The sequence below is a fragment of the Methyloceanibacter sp. genome (assembly GCF_058506495.1).
Genome location: NZ_JBZMXT010000012.1, coordinates 25,896 through 45,794, shown reverse-complemented (window position 1 = coordinate 45,794; position 19,899 = coordinate 25,896). Strand labels below are relative to the sequence as shown.

General features: G+C 58.6%; 17 protein-coding genes, 1 tRNA gene and 1 pseudogene. 4 read left to right on the top strand and 15 right to left on the bottom strand.

Annotated features, from left to right (window positions below; translation table 11 throughout):
* The 3 genes and pseudogenes from AC33YF_RS04335 to rpmH form a co-directional block, all read right to left on the bottom strand.
* Nucleotides 1-247: pseudogene (locus AC33YF_RS04335) on the bottom strand (membrane protein insertase YidC); the annotation flags it as partial.
* Nucleotides 248-297: 50 nt separating this feature from the next.
* Nucleotides 298-684 carry a ribonuclease P protein component gene (gene rnpA, locus AC33YF_RS04330; protein WP_491775972.1) on the bottom strand — a complete coding sequence of 129 codons (387 nt, stop codon included), beginning with the start codon at nt 682-684 and terminating at the stop codon, nt 298-300.
* A gap of 23 nt (nt 685-707) precedes the next feature.
* The gene (rpmH, locus tag AC33YF_RS04325; RefSeq protein ID WP_083240473.1) at nt 708-842 is read right to left on the bottom strand and encodes a 50S ribosomal protein L34; all 135 of its coding nucleotides are present in this window, start codon (nt 840-842) and stop codon (nt 708-710) included.
* 300 nt (nt 843-1,142) lie between these two features.
* Between rpmH and AC33YF_RS04320 the strand changes: the two genes are divergently transcribed.
* The 3 genes from AC33YF_RS04320 (at nt 1,143) to AC33YF_RS04310 (ending at nt 5,011) form a co-directional block, all read left to right on the top strand.
* Nucleotides 1,143-1,934: a TVP38/TMEM64 family protein gene (locus AC33YF_RS04320; RefSeq protein ID WP_491775971.1), complete on the top strand. Its 792-nt coding sequence runs from the start codon at nt 1,143-1,145 to the stop codon at nt 1,932-1,934.
* Between the two features lie 44 nt (nt 1,935-1,978).
* Nucleotides 1,979-3,403, top strand: a complete 1,425-nt coding sequence (locus tag AC33YF_RS04315; protein WP_491775970.1) for a dihydrolipoyl dehydrogenase family protein — start codon at nt 1,979-1,981, stop codon at nt 3,401-3,403.
* Between the two features lie 147 nt (nt 3,404-3,550).
* A complete protein-coding gene (locus AC33YF_RS04310; protein WP_491775969.1) occupies nt 3,551-5,011 on the top strand; it encodes a sensor histidine kinase in 1,461 nt (486 codons plus the stop codon).
* Nucleotides 5,012-5,039: 28 nt separating this feature from the next.
* Here AC33YF_RS04310 and AC33YF_RS04305 read toward each other — a convergent pair whose 3' ends face one another.
* On the bottom strand, nt 5,040-5,411 hold the full coding sequence (locus tag AC33YF_RS04305; RefSeq protein ID WP_491775968.1) for a hypothetical protein: 372 nt from the start codon (nt 5,409-5,411) through the stop codon (nt 5,040-5,042).
* A gap of 191 nt (nt 5,412-5,602) precedes the next feature.
* Here AC33YF_RS04305 and AC33YF_RS04300 point away from each other — a divergent pair.
* A tRNA-Arg gene (locus AC33YF_RS04300) sits at nt 5,603-5,679 on the top strand.
* Between the two features lie 34 nt (nt 5,680-5,713).
* Here the strand turns inward: AC33YF_RS04300 and AC33YF_RS04295 are convergent.
* The 11 genes from AC33YF_RS04295 to AC33YF_RS04245 all read right to left on the bottom strand — a co-directional run bounded on the left by AC33YF_RS04295 (nt 5,714) and on the right by AC33YF_RS04245 (nt 19,898).
* Entirely contained in the window at nt 5,714-8,893 is a 3,180-nt protein-coding gene (locus AC33YF_RS04295; RefSeq protein WP_491775967.1) for an efflux RND transporter permease subunit, read from the bottom strand.
* Nucleotides 8,894-8,919: 26 nt separating this feature from the next.
* Nucleotides 8,920-10,026 carry an efflux RND transporter periplasmic adaptor subunit gene (locus AC33YF_RS04290; RefSeq protein WP_491775966.1) on the bottom strand — a complete coding sequence of 369 codons (1,107 nt, stop codon included), beginning with the start codon at nt 10,024-10,026 and terminating at the stop codon, nt 8,920-8,922.
* Nucleotides 10,027-10,261: 235 nt separating this feature from the next.
* Complete coding sequence (locus tag AC33YF_RS04285) at nt 10,262-11,275, bottom strand: alpha/beta fold hydrolase (RefSeq protein ID WP_491775965.1); 1,014 nt, start codon at nt 11,273-11,275, stop codon at nt 10,262-10,264.
* Between the two features lie 8 nt (nt 11,276-11,283).
* Nucleotides 11,284-12,645, bottom strand: coding sequence for a type III glutamate--ammonia ligase (glnT, locus tag AC33YF_RS04280; RefSeq protein WP_491775964.1), 1,362 nt, complete (start codon nt 12,643-12,645; stop codon nt 11,284-11,286).
* Nucleotides 12,646-12,751: 106 nt separating this feature from the next.
* On the bottom strand, nt 12,752-12,928 hold the full coding sequence (locus tag AC33YF_RS04275; RefSeq protein WP_491775963.1) for a hypothetical protein: 177 nt from the start codon (nt 12,926-12,928) through the stop codon (nt 12,752-12,754).
* 39 nt (nt 12,929-12,967) lie between these two features.
* Complete coding sequence (locus AC33YF_RS04270; RefSeq protein ID WP_491775962.1) at nt 12,968-14,281, bottom strand: ammonium transporter; 1,314 nt, start codon at nt 14,279-14,281, stop codon at nt 12,968-12,970.
* 239 nt (nt 14,282-14,520) lie between these two features.
* Nucleotides 14,521-15,876 carry a type III glutamate--ammonia ligase gene (gene glnT / locus AC33YF_RS04265; RefSeq protein ID WP_491775961.1) on the bottom strand — a complete coding sequence of 452 codons (1,356 nt, stop codon included), beginning with the start codon at nt 15,874-15,876 and terminating at the stop codon, nt 14,521-14,523.
* 166 nt (nt 15,877-16,042) lie between these two features.
* Complete coding sequence (locus AC33YF_RS04260) at nt 16,043-16,519, bottom strand: GNAT family N-acetyltransferase (RefSeq protein WP_491775960.1); 477 nt, start codon at nt 16,517-16,519, stop codon at nt 16,043-16,045.
* Nucleotides 16,519-17,823, bottom strand: a complete 1,305-nt coding sequence (glnT, locus tag AC33YF_RS04255) for a type III glutamate--ammonia ligase (protein WP_491775959.1) — start codon at nt 17,821-17,823, stop codon at nt 16,519-16,521. Before glnT (AC33YF_RS04255) ends, AC33YF_RS04260 begins: the two co-directional genes overlap by 1 nt.
* A gap of 60 nt (nt 17,824-17,883) precedes the next feature.
* Nucleotides 17,884-19,209, bottom strand: a complete 1,326-nt coding sequence (locus tag AC33YF_RS04250; RefSeq protein WP_491775958.1) for an FMN-binding glutamate synthase family protein — start codon at nt 19,207-19,209, stop codon at nt 17,884-17,886.
* Nucleotides 19,209-19,898, bottom strand: a complete 690-nt coding sequence (locus AC33YF_RS04245) for a protein glxC (RefSeq protein WP_491775957.1) — start codon at nt 19,896-19,898, stop codon at nt 19,209-19,211. Before AC33YF_RS04245 ends, AC33YF_RS04250 begins: the two co-directional genes overlap by 1 nt.
* Nucleotide 19,899: the final 1 nt, after the last annotated feature.

Genomic DNA, 19,899 nt, shown 5'->3' with positions numbered 1-19,899 from the left:
CAGCCGCCCTCGTCATTCCCGTCGGAGCGCCTTCGGGCTGCGGGGCGGTGCCCGTGCTCGGGCGCGGCGCCTGACCGATTGCGGATGGAGACGGAGGCCCTTGTTCGCCGGTCTTTTGAGCCTGCTCGGTTTGGGCCGTCTGCTGCTCCCTGGGCGGGGGCGTTGGTACAAAGAAGAACTGCCAGGCGAAAAGCACGGTCATCGACAGCACGATTGCCAAGATGAAGTTGCGGTTGTTCTCGTCCATGTCGTCTTTGGCCCGGTGGCTGTTGTCGTGCTCGGTTCGTCCAATCGGTGCTAGGCCGAAGGGGGCTTGCGGTGCCGCTTGCCTGAAGAGGGCTCGTGCACCTTGGTCATCGCGCGCTGAAGATCCTTGATCACCTCGGTGAAGGGCCGTTGTACCGCGCCCCCGCGTGCGATCAACACATAATCATAGCCTTCGACGGCCTGATCGGCGGCCGTGAGGCGTACGGCTTCCTTCAGTCGCCGTCGCGCGCGGTTGCGCGTCACCGCACCGCCGAGACGTTTGGTCGCGGTAAAGCCGAACCGTGCAAGTTCGCTGTTCTCAGAGGAATTAGGCAATCGCCGCCGGGCCTGGAGGACGAGCGAAGGTGTCGCGAAGCGCGTTCCGCCCTTCACGAACACGTACTCTGAACGGGTCTTGAGACGTCCGATGGCCGTCACCGGGGGAGGCGGCTTATCTCCGCCTAAGCTGACAAGCGCTTGCGGCCCTTGGCTCTCCGGCGCGCGATGACTTTGCGGCCGCCCTTGGTGGCCATACGCGCGCGGAAACCATGGCGCCGTTTGCGGACGAGCCGCGAGGGTTGATAGGTGCGTTTCACGGACTTTCTCCTGCCTTCCGTCCTCGCAATTCACTCAGGAATTCGGGCCTCGGAGGCCAAATGGTTCGGAGCGGCTTATAGGTCTGGTACGCCAGCAAGTCAACAAACTGGGCGTCTTTTGGTCCCTCATAGGCAAGAAAAAACCCCAAAAATGGTTCGTTCGTTGATAAAACCCTTCACAGACCCTGACGGTCTATCACAAGACTGCGACAGAGCATTCCCCGATGGGTTTAATAGGTCCTATTTATGAGAGGCCGGAAAGGCGGGCGTTTTAATTTGCACGAAGGAGTGCCGGTCGGCATGGAGCGGGTAGAAGACATGACCTGGGGGGCGACAAATTGGCTGAAGCGGCTTTGGCCGCTGCTGCTTTTGGCTGCGGTTGCGGTCCTGGTCGTGACTTCGGGCTTGCATCGCTATCTGTCTCTGGAACACCTGGCGGTGAACCGGGATGGGCTGCGGACGCTGATAGGTGAGCACTACGTGGTCGCGCTGACCGCATTTACGGTCCTTTATGCCCTGATCATTGCGCTTTCGATCCCTGGGGGTGTCGTCCTCACGATTGCGGGAGGCTTTCTCTTCGGTTGGCTTGTTGGCGGCGCTCTCTCTGTCGTTGGGGCTACGATCGGAGCGACCATCATCTTTTTGGTTGCCAGAAGTGCGCTCCGCGACGTCTTGATCGCCAAGGCCGGCCCCAAGTTGCAGCGCTTTGCCGAGGGCTTTCGCGAAGACGCTCTCAGCTATCTCCTATTTCTCCGTCTGATCCCCGTCTTTCCGTTCTGGCTCGTGAACATCGCGCCGGGCCTCTTAGGCGTTTCCTTTTGGACCTATGTCCTGGCAACGGCAGTCGGCATTATCCCCGCTACGTTCGCCTTCGCGCTCGCTGGCAATGGTCTCGACAGTGTCATCGACTCACAGCAGGCCGCATACCAATCCTGCCTTGCAAAGGCGGGGGAGGGCGGTCATGACTCGTGTATGTTCGGGATTGATCCGGGGCGCTTATTGACCGCGGATGTGATTATTGCAGTCGTGGCGTTGGGCGTGGTGGCACTCATTCCTGTCGTGGCAAAAAAGCTGGGCCGGCGGACTGTCTGACTGATGCGGCCGACCGGATCGGCGCAAGGGGAAACAGGGCAAAAATGGAAGAAGAGCTAACGCCTGACCTGTGCGTTATTGGCGCGGGCTCAGGTGGCCTTTCGGTGGCCGCCGCCGCTGCTCAGTTGGGGGTCTCCGTTGTGCTCGTCGAGAAAGGCCTCATGGGGGGCGATTGCCTGAACTATGGCTGCGTCCCCTCGAAGGCTCTGCTGGCGGCCGCAAAACGCGCGGATGCGGTCCGGACTGCCTCAACGTTCGGTATTGACGTTCTCGAAGCCCAAATCGATCATCGCGCTGTCCACGATCATGTGCATCGGGCAATTGCGAATATCGCACCCAACGATTCCCTCGAGCGCTTCACCGGTCTTGGCGTCCGGGTGATAAAGGCGCAAGCAAGTTTCCTCGACAAGGACACGCTTGAAGCCGGGCCGGTGCTTGTGAAGGCTCGGCGTTTCGTGATTGCGACTGGCGGCACGCCTAATGTGCCTGCGATCCCCGGCCTTGATGAGGTGCCCTATCTCACAAACGAGACCATTTTCGATCTGGGAGAAAGAGTACAGCACCTGATTGTGCTTGGCGGCGGACCGATCGGTTTGGAGCTCGGCCAAGCCTACAACATGCTCGGTGCAGAGGTGAGTATCTTCGATACCGGAGACTTCATCACAAAAGAGGACCCCGAGGCGGCCCAGGTCGTGCTCAAGCGCTTGGAGGAGTCCGGAGTAGCGATGTATCCACACACGCGCGTCGAGCGAGTGGAGCCGTCAGTCCAAGGATTAACGGTACATTTCCAACAGGGTAATGAGAATGTCATCGTCAAGGGCTCACATCTATTGGTGGCCATTGGCCGGCGGCCGAATTTGAAAGCCCTCAGCCTCGATCGCGCCGGCGTTACCCATACGGATCGCGGCATCAAGGTCAACGAACAACTCAAGACGTCCAATCGGAAGATCTATGCCATCGGCGATGCGGTTGGCGGTCAGCAGTTCACGCACCTTGCCAACTACCACGCGAGTATCGTGATCAAGAACGCGCTATTCCGGCTGAAGCCCGATGTGAGCGCCATGCATATTCCACGGGTCATGTATACCGACCCCGAACTCGCTCAGGTCGGATTGACCGAGCAAGAGGCGCACGAGAAGTCACGCCGAATTCGGATCTATCGTTGGCCGTTTGCAGATAACGATAGAGCCCAGTGCGAACGCCAGACGGAGGGCTTCATCAAGGTCATCACAAAAAAAGACGGTACGGTGCTGGGCGCTACGATTGTCGGACCTGAGGCGGGTGAATTGCTGCAGCTTTGGATTGTCGCTATTGCGAAGGAGATGCGCATTGGCGATCTGACCTCGCTTGTTCTGCCTTATCCGACGTTCTCAGAGATTTCCAAGCGCGTGGCATTCTCATTCTATCGGCCAATGCTGCATAAGCGTTGGCTGCGCTGGATCATTGGGCTGTTGCGCAAGCTTGGATAACTCGTCTTGATCTATCTCCGACGATCCTACGAATTGATAGGCAACACGGCTCACAACGCGAAGATTATTGCCTCAATTGCGAGTATGATGTCGGCGCGTGTCGCAGGCCGCCGCCTGAGTGTGTGCGCCTTGAAAAAGAGCGAGCCAGTGAACGACGAGACTGAGCGCAAGAAACTTGCTTCCACACGGGTCACCCGGGCTGTAGCTGGGTTGTCAACGAAGCTCCTTTTGCTGACCATTTTGTTTGTGATGGTCGCAGAAGTGCTTGTCTTCGTGCCGTCCGTCTCGAATTTTCGCCACCAATGGCTCATGGAGCGGTTGCAAGCGGCACAAATCGCGTCGGTAGCAGCCGAGGCGGCGCCGGACGGCCGCCTTCCCGCCAAGCTGCGAGAGGAGCTTCTTGACCGTGCAGGAGTCAAGGCCATCTCCGTAAAGCACGAAGACAAGCGCGCGCTGATCGTGCGGTTGGAGACACCGGAGGAGGTTGAGACCTATGATTTGCGCGATGCGTCTTGGGCTGAGCTCATTACCGACGCTCTGATGGTCTATGTCACGCCCGGGAACCGTGTGATCCGCGTTGTTGGTGAGCCTGAATTGAGTCCGGGCGAGATGGTCGATGTTGTGCTGGACGAAGCGCCACTCAAGGCCGCAATGGTAAAATTCGGGCTCGATATTCTCGGCCTATCGATCTTGATTTCCGTTATCACCGCAACCTTGGTCTTTTTGGCGCTTGACTGGCTGCTCGTAAAGCCGATGACGCAACTCACCCGCAACATGGTGCGGTTTGCCGAACATCCCGAGGATCGCAGCCGTATCATCGCCCCATCCAAACGGCGCGATGAGATCGGCACGGCAGAACGTGAGCTTGCCGCGATGCAAAACGAGCTCTCGCAAACCTTGTCGCAGAAAACACGTCTTGCGGCGCTCGGATTGGCCGTCAGCAAGATCAGTCACGACTTGCGCAATATGCTGTCGAGCGCACAGCTTCTCTCCGATCGTCTCGCGGAAGTCAGGGACCCAACTGTCCAGCGTCTGGTTCCGAAGTTGATCGCATCCCTTGACCGCGCAATTCGCCTTTGCGTGCAGACGCTGGATTTCGGACAAGCCCAGGAGTCGCCTCCCAATCGCGCACGTTTCCCTCTTGCTCCTCTTGTTGGTGAGGTGGGCGATTCGCTCGGTCTGCCGCGCGAAGGTGCAATTGATTGGGAGACGGATCTGGAGGAGGGGCTCGAGGTCGACGCCGATCGAGATCATCTCTACCGGATTCTCGCAAATCTCTGCCGCAACGCAGTTCAGTCTCTAGAGAGCGAACCGGACCGCATTGGGCTAATCCGCGTTTTCGCGCGGCGGAATGGCGCTGTCGTGACGATCGACGTTGCGGATTCGGGGCCCGGTGTTCCGGAGCAAGCGCGGAAGCGCCTGTTTCAGGCCTTTCAGAGTGTCGCGCGCAAGGGCGGCACGGGCCTTGGACTGGCGATCTCAGCCGAATTGGCGATGGCGCACGGTGGCCAGATTGAACTTGTGAGCAACGACGGCGGCGCCACCTTCCGCGTTACAATTCCCGACGTGGTCGTGGAACTGGAGCGCGCACGCCGCCGTCGTGCCTAGTCCTCAGCCGTGCTGAATTTGGGCGACGTTATTGGGTTTTTTCCGCCGCGACCGCGCTGCCCTCTTCCTTGCCGTCCTTGAAAGCCGTCTTGCTGTAGCCTTCACCCTTCTTGGTGATCTTCGTGACCCATCCGTCCTGCCAGTTGATGGACACGGTGTCGCCCTCGACCTTCCACGAGCCTGACAGCTCTTTATCGGCGCGCTTGCCGGTGGCCGATCCCTCTTCATCGAGCATCACGGACATATCATTGCCCTGCGTGTCCTTTGTGGTGTAGCTGCCGACGAAGCTGCTGCTTTCCGTACCGGCATCGCCCTCGCTCGGGGCATCGCAGGCGGCGACGGTTAGCGCTAGTGCAGCTGCTGCGATCAAGGCTGCCAACTTCGAGATCGTTTGGGTCATCGTACTCCTCCCTTGCAGTGGTTGCGTCAAGAATAACCGAAAAACATGTTGAGTTGTGCGTGAGCCGCGCGTTTCGCGCAACGCCCTTGCCATCAATGTCCCGAGGTATTAGGTAGGCGGGTCTTGGGCAGCCGGTGACGGCCAGCTCATTATTGGCCTCACCGCTAAGCCACTGCGGTGCCATGGCTTTTGCGCCGGTAGCTCAGCTGGATAGAGCACTAGACTACGAATCTAGGGGTCGGGAGTTCGAATCTTCCCCGGCGCGCCACTCATGCCAAGTCGGCCCATGGCCGCAAAAAACTCTACTCCCCCGGCGCTGGGGTGGGAGCCGTCGCGGATGCGCGCGCGTCGGATTGCTTTCCATACCCCGCAAGCCGGAACACGGTTATCGACAGCGCTGGCAAGAAGGTTAGCGTTACGATTGCTGTCCCCAAAATGCCGAACAGCACGATCGCACCTACCCCGCGATAGAGTTCGGTGCCCGCACCGGGGATGAACACGAGAGGCGCGAGGCCGCAGATCGTGGTGACCGTCGACATGGCAATGGGCCGAAGCCGCGAGGCGACGGCTTCCATTACAGCCTCCCGTGCGTGCATCGACTTCTCACGCAGGTTCGACAGCGCTCGATCCACGATCAGAATTGGGTTGTTCACAACGGTGCCCATAAGAATGAGGAAGCCGAGCATGGTGATCATATCGAAAGGCTGAACCAGCGGGTCCAGGCCGAACCGCGGCATGAGCGTCCCCACCCAATTCATCAATGCGAGTCCCACAAGTCCGCCGGCGACACCTAGCGGGATCGTCGTCATGATCAGGAGCGGATACCCCCAATGGGTGAAGATCGCGACGAGCAAGAGGAAGATGATAGCGACGGCCACGAGATAGTTGCCCGCAAGCGCATCGCGTGTGGCGTCAAGGTCATCCGACGCCCCGGAGATGGTCATCGTCACCTCGAGGGGCACCTCGCCTGCGCGCTTGAGATGGTCGATCAACTGCTCCTGGACCATGGCTACGCCGGTCTCAAGGGCGACGTCGTCTGGCGGAATGATATTCAGCGTCACCGTTCGGCGGCCGTCGATCCGACGGATCGTGCTTGTGTCCACCGTCTCCCTGATTTCGGCCACGGAGGAAAGCGGTACGATCGTGCCTTGCGGCGTGTAGACTGGCATTTGCGGGAGCGAGTCGACTGAAGTTCGCAGCCCATCCTTGCTGTAGAAGTAAATGTCGAGTTTCTCGTCGCCTCGGAAGAACTCACCCACATAAGCCCCGTCCGTCAGTGCGGCCACGGTGAAACCCACATCGGCCGCTGTCATCCCAAGTTCTGCGGCACGTTCCCACTTCGGGCGAATCTCGATGAGCGGTTGGGACAGCGTCAGGGTCGACGGTTCGGCCTGGATGCGTGGATTGTCGAAGATCTCGCCAGCGCGCCGGTAAGCGCTGCCCGCCACGGCGTAGACTTCTTCGAGGCTGGGGCCCGCGATATCGAGGCTGACACTCCGTGTACCGCCATCGTTGCTGGTGATGATCGAGCCGCGCGAAACAAACGACCGCATCCCCGGATAGGTTTGATACCGTTCGCGCACCGCAGCCATGAACTTACCGATGTCTCTAGGTGACACGGTCTCGGCAATTATGAGGATGCCGTCCGCCTGGACCATCAGAAAGAAGTATTTTATCGCCGGTACGTCCGCTTCGCCGCGCTGGAAGCGCTCAGGGTCGTCGTCCACGAAAGGCAAGAGCCAATCCTGAAGGTCCTTGCCGATATCCTCCATCGTTTCGAGATTGTACCCGGGCGGAGCATTGAGCCGGGCGAACATTTTGGGCTCCTCGCCCTCCGGCAGGTACTCCGCCGGCGGTGTCAGCAACAGGATGATCGCGGCGCTCGCGGCAGTGACACCCAAGATGGTCAACGCACGCCTAAATGCGGTGGCCATCAACCAACCGACGCCCTTCACAATGGCGCCGTCCGCAGCATCCACAGCCTTATTGTCCTTCGGCTTTAGGTCGAAATGGGCCGCGGCAGTCGGAACAAGGGTGATTGCCACAATCATGGAAGCCAGGATCGAAGCCGAAATCGCGATTGCGATATCCGAGTAAAGCTGACCGGCTTCCTCTTGAATGAAGATGATGGGCACAAAGACCAGAATCGTCGTGAGCGTCGAGGCAAGAATAGCGGGCCATACCTTGCGCACGCCTTCGACGGCTCCTTTGAGACGCCCTAGTCCACGTCGCCGTTCCAGGTCGATGCTCTCGAGTACTACAATCGTGTTGTCGAGAGTCATGCCGATGGCGAAGGCCACTCCGGCCAGTGAGATCACATTGATGGTCCGTCCCGCTAACAGCAACCCGATGAACGCGGCAATGGTACAGATTGGGATCCCGATAATGCCGATCACCGTGGCTTTAGCCGAGCGCAGGAATAGGAACATCACCAGCGTTGCCAGTGCCGCGCCGATAGAAAGATTGGTCCAAACATTGCGGATTGAGGACTGTACGTAAGTCGCATCGTCCGCCGTCAGTTGCAGCTCCATGCCCGCCGGGATCAGAATCTCGCGGTTGATCGCCTCGATCTCTTCCACAACTGCGTCCTTGATGGCGATGACATTGGAGCCAGCCTCACGGCGGACGGAGAGGAAGATGCCGGGTCTTTCATTCAGAAAAGCGCGCGTATAGATCTCAAAATGGCCAAGCCGCACCTCGGCCACGTCTTCGAGCTGAATAATGTTGTCGCCTCGACGCGCGATGATCAGCTCCTTCAGGTCTTCGGGATTGTCGAAGCGTCCAATGGTCCGTAGGAGGTAGCGTCGTTTGCCGCTTTCTATTTCACCGCCCGATGTATCGCGATTGCGGTCCGCAACCGCGCGACGGACATCGGTTACGGATATCTTGCGCTCCGCCAGTGCTGAAGGATCGAACAGGATTTGAATCTGTTTCTCGGCGCCACCCCAAAGGCCGACGTCTGACACGTCCGTGACGCTCTCGAGCCGTGCCCGCACATTGTCGTCGATAAAGTCTCGCATCATCGGCAGATCCAGCTGGCGCGGATTGCCCGTCAGCGGGGTGACCCGGAGATACATGAAGGCGTTGGCGCTGAAGGAACTTGCGCGCACGCGAGGCTGGTCCACGTCTTCCGGATACGAGGGAACCTGACTCAGCGCGTTGTTGATGCGGATAAGAGTTTCGTTGAGATCGATATCGAACGGGAACTCGAGTTCAATCCGAGCCTCGCCGCTGGAGGAGCGTGAGATGATCCGCTCTAGACTTGGGATCGAGCGGAGGTACTCCTCCTGCTCGATGATGATCTCCTTTTCAACATCCTGAGGCGTTGCGCCGGGCCATCGCGTTTGCACGGTCACGGTCCTGACCTCAAGGTCCGGGATCATCTGAACCGGTATGCGAAATGCCGCGACAATGCCCAGCACGCAGACGATGAGCGCCATCACCGTGACGAGGGTTCCACGCTGGACGACACGCTCAAACATTTAGGGTCCTTCTCTCGTCCCGCGTCTCAGCTCGCGAGCCGAACGGTTTGGCCTTCACGTAACGACTCGTTTCCACGCACGACTACGCGCTCTCCTTCTTTCAGGCCAGAGAGCACTTGGACTAGGCCGTCAAAAGCAAGCCCGATTTCGATGCGCCGTTCGGTGACACTCATCTTGTCGCCTTCGGTATTGACGACCCATACCGTGATCCGCCCATCAGGATATCGGATCAGTGCATCCCTGCTCACGACCACATCGTGCGCGCCCGTATCGAGATCCACGAGCACCCGGGCCGACATGCCCGGCGCGATGGGGATATTGTCGCGTGTGGGCAAAACGCGCAGCGTGAATGTCCGTGCGTCCGGATCGCTGACCGGGATCAGGGCGCCGATCTTGGCGGGAATCTCTTCGCCAGGGAGTGTGTCGACTTCGATGGCGACATCGGCGCCTTCGCGCAGGCGTGCGTAATAGTATTGCGGGACCGGCACGTCGATGCGGAAGTTTTTCATTGCGACCAGCTCGAACACGGCAGTCCCAGGCGTGACCCATTGGCCCACTTCGACCATGCGCTTCGAAATCACCCCGTCGAAGGGCGCTTTCAGCTTGTGCCGGTCGAGGATGACCGCCCGGCGTTTTTGTTCGGCTCGGTACCCGTCATGAGTAGCAACATCAATCTCGACTTCGGCGGAGCGCGCGTCGACTTCGTTCTGCGGTCCGTACTGCCGTTTTGCGAGACTGGCGGCAATATCTAAGCGGCGCTTCGCATCCTTGACCTCGCCGGCCGCCTGCTCGGTTTGCGCGGCCGCCTGTTCGTAGGCGGCTTCTTCAAGCTCAGAATCGAGCTCCAGCAACAGATCGCCTTCTTTTACATCGGCGCCGCTGTCGAAATGGACCTTGCTCACGAGACCCGGCACCAATGTTGAGATTTGCGACTGATGGGGCGAGGTCACGCTTCCCGACAATTCCAGCTTCCTGATCACTGGCGACTCTCGGACAGTCTCGGTCTCGACCGGCGGCACGGGTTGTGCCGCGGCGGGGGCTGCGGGATAGGCCCAAGCGCACAGGGCAGCGAGTGCAAGAACATAAGGGCCTAGGCCGCGTGCACTGAAGTCCACACGTTCTATCCTCTTCAAGCGCCGTTCCATCAAGATCTTAAGTCTGGTTTGGATCATTGGAACCAATGGTAATCCAGGCCCATCGTTCAGAACATTACGATGAGGAAAGGTCAGGCGAACCAGCCGGCCATTTCTCTCCATGGATGTAAGGACTTGAGAGGAATGGCGCCAGGATGAGCCATGTCTATAACCCGGATTTGATGGACCCCGAAGCGCTCTGACCAGCGTCGGTGCCAGTCATCGTTAACGCGACCTAGGAGGCCAGTAGGGCCTTTAGTGTCTGGTCAATGAACTCAGTGTCCGCCTCGTGCTGCCCCGCCCCACACATATGTCCCCATATCGATGGTATCTCTTGAAGGCGACCATCCTGCAGATGCTGAAGCTCTTCCTCGCTGTCCGCGGTCCTAAAGTAGAGGTCGGTCATGCCGGGCATGAGCACGGTCTTCGCCGTAATCGCCCCTAGTGCTGCGTCGAGGTCGCCGTCGAAAGTCTCATTGGCGCTGATGTCATTGTGGATCCAGGTCCACGTCATGGCCATGATGTTGTTGGCGTCCCGCTCCTTATAGAGAGCATCCCAATAGCCGGTGAGGTAGTCGTCTAGAGTCTGAAACCCGAGCGCGCGATAGCCCTTTGCGCGATACCAGTCCTGCGAATAGGCCCAGCCCGCGTAAATGCGGCCCACGGCGCGAAGGCCGCCGAGCGGCTGGGTGTCGTAGTGCCCGTCGCGGAACAAGTCATCAGCCTCGATGGCCGCGCGGAGACTCTCAAGGAAGACGCGATTGTGGTCCGTCGTTTTTGCGGTCCCGCAAAGACATGCCAGTCGCGGCACCATGTCGGGATAAAGCGAGGCCCATTGGTAAGCTTGCTGCGCGCCCATCGACCAGCCCACCACCAGCGCAAAACGTTCGATGCCCAGAACTTCTGATATCAAACGGTGTTGCTGGCGAACATTGTCGTAGATCGTGATGTTGGGGAAAGCGCCGCCGCCGTGCGGGGCGGGCGTATTTGTTGGCGATGACGAAGCACCGTTGCCGAACATATTCGGCACAATGATGAAGTACTTCTCGGTGTCGAGCGCGTGGCGCGGCCCAATCATAAATTCGTTTTGCTCATGCATTCCCCCGAAACGGGTGGGGAAGAGGATCGCGTTCGAGCGCGTCGCATTCAGCGTGCCATAGGTCTTGTAGACGAGCCGTGCCGCGGGAAGGGGGGCGCCGCCTTGACGCCTCAAGTCGGCAACAAGCTCGTGAATCTCGCCATCGGTCACAGCGCACCCTAGAAGAATTTGAGGTAGCGGTCCCGTTCCCAGTCAGAGACGTGATTATGATAGCTCGACCACTCATCTCTTTTAAAGTCTATCCACGCGGCGTGCATCGCCGGACCGAAGACGTCTTTCGTAAGAGGATCGGCCTCGAAAGCTTCAACGGCTTCTTCGAGTGTTCTAGGGAGGAGGCTGACCCCGAGCGCTTGCAGTTCCTCCGGGGACTTCTTGTACATATTGTCCCGATAGGGCTCGCCCGGGTCGATCTTCTCGCGAATGCCCTCTAGCCCGGCTGCTAGCGCAAGGGCAGCGCCAAGATAGGGGTTGCACGAACTGTCGGCCGGCCTCAGTTCGACACGACCGCCAGCCAGCGGAATGCGCAGCGAATTGGTTCGATTGTTGTTGCCGTAGCATGCGAACACGGGCGCCCACGTGAAGCCGGACATCGACCCTTGCTTGATCAGCCGCTTATAGCTGTTGACCATCGGCGAGCACACCGCGCAGATCGCCGGAACATGAAGGAGCAGTCCTCCGAGAAAGTAGTAGCCGAGTTCCGAGAGCTTGTTGCCTCGTGCATCGCTCTGCGAGGCGAATAGATTGTCGCCGGTCTTTATATCGGCGAGAGACATGTTGAAATGAGCGCCTGATCCCGCTCGGTCGCCGAGGGGCTTGGGCATGAATGTCGCAAAGGCCCCGTGGCGCCGCGCGATTGAATTCGCCATGAAGCGAAAGAAGACATAGCGGTCAGCCATCGTCAGGGCATCCGCATAATTGAAGTCGATCTCAAACTGGCCGATGCCGTCTTCATGGTCGAAGGAGTACACGCCCCAGCCGAGGTCGTTCATCGCGTCAACGAGGTCGGCGAGCCAGGGAAGATTATCGAGGAGCCTTGTCGCGTCATAGGCAGGCTTGTCGAGATGAGGAAGCGTAGAGAGCGGCTCGTACCCGCCATTTTCCGTGTCCTTGAACACGAAGAACTCGGCCTCCATGCCGAACTGCATGAGAAAACCGAGTTCCTCGGCGGCGCTGACTTGGCGCTTGAGGATGTTGCGCGAACACGGCTCAAAAGGTGCGCCCTCGCACCAAAGGTCACTGGCGAACCATGCGACATCGCGCTGCCAGGGCAGTATCGTGCACGAGGAAGGGTCCGGGTGCGCGGAAACCTCTTCGTCACTGACATCTTGAGGGACGCCGTCCAAGGCCGCGCCCGTGTAGAGTTCCGAGCCCGCTAGCATCTGGCCGATATGATCGAGTGGGACCATTTTCGTCTTGGACACACCATGCATGTCCGAGAAGCTGGCCATCAGATACTTAACGCCCTTCGCCGCGAGAACTTGCTCGAGCTTGGCTGCATTCGCCGGTGCTTGTTCGTCCATGGGCGTACCTCTGATACAGTCTTTCGCCTTTGTTTTGGACCACTAAATGACGAGCCCCGCCGACCCAAGAGAGGCCAACGGGGCTCGCCGTTCCAGGTGGGCTAACTTAGTCGGAATACTCGACCTTCTTAAAGGCTTCCGTCTCATGCTTCGCCGCTTGGACGATCGTGAGAACACAAGCAAGAACTGCCAGTGCGAGAATGAGGTAAAGCGCGCCGGGCATGTCCGCGAACGTGAAGTAGGCGCCCACATCCTCCCAGCTTGTGACTGGACTGCTATTCATCGATATCTCCTTTCGATCGTTAGGTTTGATGCAGCTCGGTTACTCAGCTGGTACCAGGCTTCCGCTCTTGTACCCCGCCGCTTCCGGATAGGCCTTGGACGGAATCTCAGCAATGTCGAGACCGACCTCTTGCACTTCGTCCGGCACTCGCAGGATTCCAATCGACTTGAGCAACAGCGAGATGACGTAGCCCGGTATGAACCCGCATAGGATCATCACGATCACACCGACAAGCTGACCGACAAAAGACGTGTCCGGAGCATCGCCTGGGTTAGGATACCCAGCGGCAAATACACCAACGGCCATGACGCCGAGAACACCAGCAAATCCGTGGACCGAGACGGCGCCGACGGAGTCGTCAATGCCCATCTTCACCAAGAAGTCGTTGCCGGGTTTGATGATCGCTCCGCCAACCATGCCAAGAAGGAAGGCAAGCGGCGGATACCAGATATCGAGCCCAGCAGCGGCAACAAAGATGCCGGCAAGTGCTCCCGACATCATCCAGAACGGATCGCGTGTCGTAATCCAGGCTCCGATAATCCCGCCGGAGAAGCACATCAGCGTATTGAAGGCATAGGCCGAAAGGGTCATTGGCTGGCCGTAGATGTTCGTCCACTGAGCGCCAGGGTTTAGGATTGCACAGCCTCCGAGGAACCCAAAGAAGCCGACAATGATGAGCATCAATCCAATCAGCACCATCGGGATGTTGTGAGGCCGAAGGTCATTCGCCGTGCCGTCCTTGTTGAACTTCCCGATGCGTGGCCCGAGATTGATCAGCACGCCGAGCGCAAAGAACCCGGCGACAACGTGGATGAGACCGGCGCAGCCAACGTCATGGTAGCCAAACTTTGTCAGCAACCATCCGTCCGGGTGCCATCCCCAAGATGCTGCCAGGATCCAGGCGCCCGAGCCAAGGGAAATCGCAAGGATCACGAACGCCGAAACCCGAATACGTTCGATAACGGCGCCGGAGAAGATTGAGGCCGTTGTCGCGGCGAACAAGACAAAGGCCGCCCAGAAAACGCCGGTCGCATTATCTTTGAGGTTCGGACCCATATCCTGCGCCCACGGAAGGCCAGCATTGCCCGCTTCAACAGGGATGAAGCCGTTTGGAAAGGCGAGGTAGATCCACCAACCAAAGAAAAAGAACGTGGGAACGATAAAGGCGAACGCGAGTATGTTCTTAACGCCTGAGGCGAGCACGTTCTTCGCCCGCGATGCTCCCATTTCGTAGGCGAGAAATCCTGCATGGATCAGGATCATGATCGCCGTACACCACCAATAAAAGATCTCAAGTTGGATCGTGCCGAGCATCGCGCCCGACTTTGTCAGTTCAGCTATTTGCTGTTCCATCAGCAACACCCCCTTCAGAGCGAATAAGGCCAATTTTCTTGGCCGTTCGCCGCTTCTCGCATCGCGACGCTGTTTCCGCGTAGGAAACAGAATTTACGAGCATTTGTCTCAGCAAGGAGTGTGCCAGCACGAAGAGAGTGGGCGAATCAACGGCTTGCCCAAAGTCGGCTGCAGCTGCGGTTCGAGCTGCCCTTTTTGCAGGCAGCGAACTGCCCAAGATTTGTTGTCTCGTAATATGGTCAGAAAAAGTTGAGGTAGCGGTCCTGCTCCCAATCGGAGACGTGGTTGTGATAGGCCTCCCATTCCTCACGTCGGAATGCGGCATAGGCCTTGAACATCTCGTCACCCATTACCGCGCGAGAAAAGGGATCGGTTTCGAAGGCGTCGATCGCCTCTTCGAGCGTCCGAGGTAGGAGCGCAATTCCCAGTTCTTCCAGCTCCTCAGGGGTCTTGTTGTACATGTTCTCCGTATGCGGATCGCCGGGATCTAGTTCTTCCCTGATGCCTTCTAGTCCCGCGCTGAGTACCATCGCGGCGCCAAGATATGGATTGTTGGCGGAGTCTGATGCCCGTAACTCAACGCGTCCCCCACCAAGCGGGATACGCAGCGCATTCGTTCGATTGTTGTTGCCATAGCACACGAAGACTGGCGCCCAGGTTGAGCCGGACATTGAGCCCTGCTTAATGAGACGCTTGTAGCTGTTCACCGTAGGCGACACGACTGCACTAATTGCCGGCAGATGCCGCAATACGCCGGCGACGAACTGATAGCCGAGGTTTGAGAGCCCGCACCCCCGAGGATCGTTATCGTCCTTGAAAAGGTTTTGGCCCGTTTCCAAGCTTTCCAGCGACATATTGTAGTGGGCGCCTGACCCGGTACGATCGGCGAACGGCTTGGGCATCCAGGAAGCGAAGTAGCCATGCTTCTGGGCGATTGCATTTGCCATCATCCGCAAGAACACGAACCGGTCGGCCATGGTCATCGCATCTGCATAGCGGAAGTCGACTTCGAACTGCCCATTGCCGTCTTCGTGGTCGAAGGAATAAACATCCCAACCAAGATCATCCATGGCGTCGACGAGTTCGGACAGCCAATGAAGATTGTCTAGAGCGCCATAACCGTCGTAGCAGGGCTTGTCGAGTGTATCGCGGGCCGACACTGGGACGACATCGGACTCACCATCTTTCAACACATAGAATTCGGCCTCCATGCCGAGGTTCATGACGAATCCCATGTCGGCAGCCGCCTGAGTGGCGCGCGCAAGAATGTTGCGGCTGCACGCGTCGAAGGGTTTCCCCTCGCACCAGAGATTGGATGCGAACCACGCGACGTTGGTTTGCCAAGGCAATATGATGCACGACTGAGGATCCGGATGGGCCGAGACTTCCTCATCGCTCACATCTTGAGGAACGCCGTCCAAAGCCGCTCCCGTATACAATTCTGACCCGGCCATCATCTGATCGATGTGAGAGAGCGGCACCATCTTGGTCTTAGACACACCATGCATGTCGGCGAAGCTTGCCATCAGGTAGGCCACGCCGTTGCTACTCAAGTGACTGCGGAGTGTCTCAATCTCAGTGGGCGTAGGCGGCATGCTGATCTCCCATTCTATTTCCGGAATTAGGACGAGCGAATGCTAGCAACGGTGGGATGGTCGTAAGAGCTTTTTGTGTAGGTGAAGGCCTTATGACGCATATGCCGGGCCTCTAGTAACCGATCCATGGACCCGGAGCCTCCATCAAATCAATTCGCGTTCGTTGTTACTCCCCTTTGACATAGTCGCTTAGGGAAATGCGGTAGCGGACGAAGCCGTCAGCCTTCGTATAACGGTCGTAGAGCGCTCGGGCGGTACTGTTGCCAGAATCGGTGTGCCAATAGACCCGGTCCCAGCCCTTCTCCTTGGCCATTTTGAGGAGATCGTCGATCAGTGCGCGTCCGACGCCGTGGCCGCGCGCGTCTCGATCAACAAAGAGATCCTCAAGGTAACAGTTCAGGTCTGGTGTCCATGTCGAGGGGTGGAGCGTGGAAATCGCAAAGCCGACAACCTTGCCGTCGTAGTCCGCGACGCGCGCGAACATCGGAACGGTTTCAGCGAGGATGCGCGACCAGGTAAGACCGGTCACCGCGTCGGGGACCTCGACCTGATAGAAGTCGATATGCCCGGCCCAGAGGCTTCGCCAGGCTGATTCGTCTTTGCTCTCCGCCGCACGGATGAGAACTCGTGCTGACCCGGCCACTAGCAATCGAGCGTATTAGCCCGTTCCCAGCTCGTGAGCTGGTGAGAGTATTCGTTCCAGTTGTTTGTCTTCAGCTTCACATAAGCGTTGACAAATTCGTCACCGAATTCCCGCCGCAACAGTGCCGAACCGTCGGTGAGACGGAGCGCATCCAAGAGATTGAGCGGCAGCTTCTTAACGTCAGCGGGTGCCTTGTGACCCTCCGCATACATGTCAATGTCGAGTGGTTTGCCCGGATCTGCGTTGTTGGCAATGCCGTCGAGGCCGCTTGCCAGCACAGCCGCGGGGAACAGGTAAGCATTGGTTGCGCCATCCGCGAGACGTAGCTCGAACCGTCCGCTGCCCGGGACGCGGACCATATGGGTCCGGTTGTTTCCGGCGAAGGTCACTGTGTTGGGCGCCCAGGTCGCCCCGGAAGACGTGACCGGCGCGTTGATCCGCTTGTATGAGTTGACCGTGGGATTGGTGATTGAGCAGATCTCATCCGCGTGGTCGATCAGGCCACCGATGAAGTTGTAGGCTACTTTCGATAAGCCGAGGCCGTCATTTTGGTCTTCAAACAGGTTCTTGTCCCCGTCCCAGAGCGATACGTGCATGTGGCAGCCGTTTCCGGTCAAATGCGAGAAGGGCTTCGGCATGAATGTCGCGCGGATGCCGTGCTTTTCGGCAATCGCCTTCACCATGTATTTGAAGAAGACCATCCGGTCCGCTGTGGTCAGCGCGTCGGCAAACTCCCAGTTCATTTCGAACTGACCATTCGCGTCTTCGTGGTCGTTCTGATAGGGCCCCCAACCGAGTTCCAACATGCAATCGCAAATTTCGCTCACGACATCATAGCGGCGCATTAAGGCCGATTGGTCGTAGCAGGGCTTGGCCTGAATATCGGTTGCATCGCTCAGCGACTCCCCGTCGGCACTTACAAGGAAATACTCTGGCTCGACGCCCATCTTCATGGTGTAGCCCGCGTCCTCGGCTTTATTCAGCATTCGCTTCAGCAAGTTGCGAGGGGCTTGTTCGACAGGTTTGCCATCCATGTACGGGTCGGCGGCGAGCCAGCCGACCTCCGGTTTCCACGGGATCTGTATCAGGCTATTGGGGTCCGGGATTGCAAGCATGTCGGGATGCGCCGGCGTCATGTCTAGCCAGCTTGCAAATCCAGCGAAGCCCGCCCCTTCCTCGGCCATGTCGGCAATGGCACTTGCTGGCGCGAGCTTTGCGCGCAGCGTCCCGAACAAATCAACAAAAGAGATAAGGAAATACTTGATGCCCCGCTCACGGGCCTCTTTCTCTAAATCGATCGCCATTGTCGTCCCTTTCAAATGGAAAACGGCTCGCATATGCGAGCCACCCAGTGTGCCGTCAAGCTATGCGCCCGTCAGCCCCGGAATCCAAGTTGTCCCAGCAAGAGGCACTTGCGCCATAGCGGCGGCTTCGACCGTGAGCGCCACAAGATCCTCGGGTTCGAGGTTGTGAACGTGGCTTTTACCGCAGGCCCGAGCGATCGTCTGGGTTTCAAGCGTCAGTACCGACAGATAGTTGGCCAGGCGCCGCCCGCCGAGTTCCGGGTCGAGTCGCGCCGCGAGTTCAGGAATTTGAGTGCTGATGCCGGCGGGGCAATTGCCCTCATGCCAATCGTCGTAAGCGCCAGCCGTCGTGCCCAGCTTCTGGTAGTCTTCTTCGTATTTGGGGTCGTTGTCGCCGATAGCCGCAAGAGCCGCTGTGCCGATCGCAACTGCATCCGCGCCGAGCGCCAGCGCCTTCGCAACATCGGCGCCTGTCCGAATGCCGCCGGACACGACCAGCTGAACCTTGCGGTGCATGCCAAGGTCCTGCAGGGCTTGGACGGCTGGGCGGATAGCGCCCAGCAACGGTAGCCCGATATGCTCGATGAACACTTCCTGCGTCGCTGCAGTGCCGCCTTGCATGCCGTCGAGGACCACAACATCGGCCCCAGCCTTCACAGCAAGCGCGACATCGTAGTAGGGCCGGGAGGCGCCCACCTTGATGTAAATGGGAATCTGCCAGTCGGTGATTTCGCGGAGTTCCTGAATCTTAATTTCGAGATCGTCCGGCCCCGTCCAATCGGGGTGACGGCAGGCCGAGCGCTGATCGATGCCCTTGGGCAATGTTCGCATCTCGGCAACACGGTCAGAGATCTTTTGGCCGAGCAGCATCCCTCCACCGCCTGGCTTGGCGCCCTGACCCACGACCACTTCGATCGCATCAGCGCGTCGCAAATCATCGGGGTTCATGCCGTAACGAGATGGGAGCAGTTGATAAACAAGAATGGAGGAGTGTCCTCTTTCTTCTTCCGTCATGCCGCCATCACCTGTTGTGGTCGACGTGCCCATAGTGCTAGCGCCTCTGCCGAGGGACTCTTTCGCCTGCGCCGACAGCGAGCCGAAGCTCATGCCTGCAATGGTAACGGGGATTTTGAGGTGAATTGGCTTTTCCGCAAAGCGCGTTCCAAGCCACACATCTGTCGAACACTTCTCGCGATACCCTTCCAACGGATATCGGCTCATCGAAGCGCCAAGAAAGAGAAGATCGTCGAAGTTTGGCAGCTTGCGTTTGGCGCCACCGCCGCGAATGTCGTAGATGCCCGTGGCCGCTGCCCGGCGAATCTCGGAGAGCGCATAGTCGTCGAATGTCGCCGACTTCCGGGGTTTCGTGATCGGTGTGGCATCCATTAGTACTCTCCCGCGTGGTCCACATTGAAGTTGTATAGTTGACGGGCCGAGCCGTAACGCCGGAATTCGCCGGGATCGACTTCGCCGTTGAAACCGGCCTTAGACAGAATGTTGTGTAGAGCCGACTTGTGCTCGTCGCGCATTTCCTTCTCGATGCAGTCCGCGCCGAGGCTCTTGACGTCACCCCGAATGAAGAGCCGTGCTTCGTAGATAGAGTCCCCAAGGGCGTCGCCTGCGTCACCAAAAACGATCAGGTTGCCGGCCTGCGCCATGAAAGCGCTCATATGGCCAACGGAACCTTTCACCACGATGTCGATCCCCTTCATCGATATGCCGCATCGAGAAGACGCATTGCCGTCGATGCGCAGGAGGCCGCCACGGCCTGTGGCGCCTGCGGCCTGGCTCGCATCGCCGCTTACATGCACGAAGCCGCTCATCATGTTCTCGGCCACGCCAACACCAGCATTCCCGTGAATCTGAACGGTCGCGAGCTTGTTCATGCCGGCGCAGTAATAGCCAACGGGACCCTTGATCTCGACCTTCAGCGGGGCATCGAGGCCCGCGGCGATTGCGTGCTGACCTGCCGGATTCCCGATAACCCAGTGCGTCTCATTCGTATCTTTCGGGAGCTTGTGCAGCGCTCCGTTCAGTTCTCTTAGTGGCGTTACGCCGAGATCAATCTCAGGCATG

Excerpts from the sequence above, each read along its gene's own strand:
- glnT (WP_491775959.1), bottom strand. The coding sequence starts at position 17,823 with ATGGCGATCGATTTAGAGAAAGAGGCCCGTGAGCGGGGCATCAAGTAT.
- glnT (WP_491775961.1), bottom strand. The coding sequence starts at position 15,876 with ATGCCGCCTACGCCCACTGAGATTGAGACACTCCGCAGTCACTTGAGT.
- AC33YF_RS04245 (WP_491775957.1), bottom strand. The coding sequence starts at position 19,898 with ATGCCTGAGATTGATCTCGGCGTAACGCCACTAAGAGAACTGAACGGA.
- AC33YF_RS04320 (WP_491775971.1), top strand. The coding sequence starts at position 1,143 with ATGGAGCGGGTAGAAGACATGACCTGGGGGGCGACAAATTGGCTGAAG.
- glnT (WP_491775964.1), bottom strand. The coding sequence starts at position 12,645 with ATGGACGAACAAGCACCGGCGAATGCAGCCAAGCTCGAGCAAGTTCTC.
- AC33YF_RS04305 (WP_491775968.1), bottom strand. The coding sequence starts at position 5,411 with ATGACCCAAACGATCTCGAAGTTGGCAGCCTTGATCGCAGCAGCTGCA.
- AC33YF_RS04295 (WP_491775967.1), bottom strand. The coding sequence starts at position 8,893 with ATGTTTGAGCGTGTCGTCCAGCGTGGAACCCTCGTCACGGTGATGGCG.
- AC33YF_RS04275 (WP_491775963.1), bottom strand. The coding sequence starts at position 12,928 with ATGAATAGCAGTCCAGTCACAAGCTGGGAGGATGTGGGCGCCTACTTC.
- AC33YF_RS04315 (WP_491775970.1), top strand. The coding sequence starts at position 1,979 with ATGGAAGAAGAGCTAACGCCTGACCTGTGCGTTATTGGCGCGGGCTCA.
- AC33YF_RS04250 (WP_491775958.1), bottom strand. The coding sequence starts at position 19,209 with ATGGATGCCACACCGATCACGAAACCCCGGAAGTCGGCGACATTCGAC.
- AC33YF_RS04270 (WP_491775962.1), bottom strand. The coding sequence starts at position 14,281 with ATGGAACAGCAAATAGCTGAACTGACAAAGTCGGGCGCGATGCTCGGC.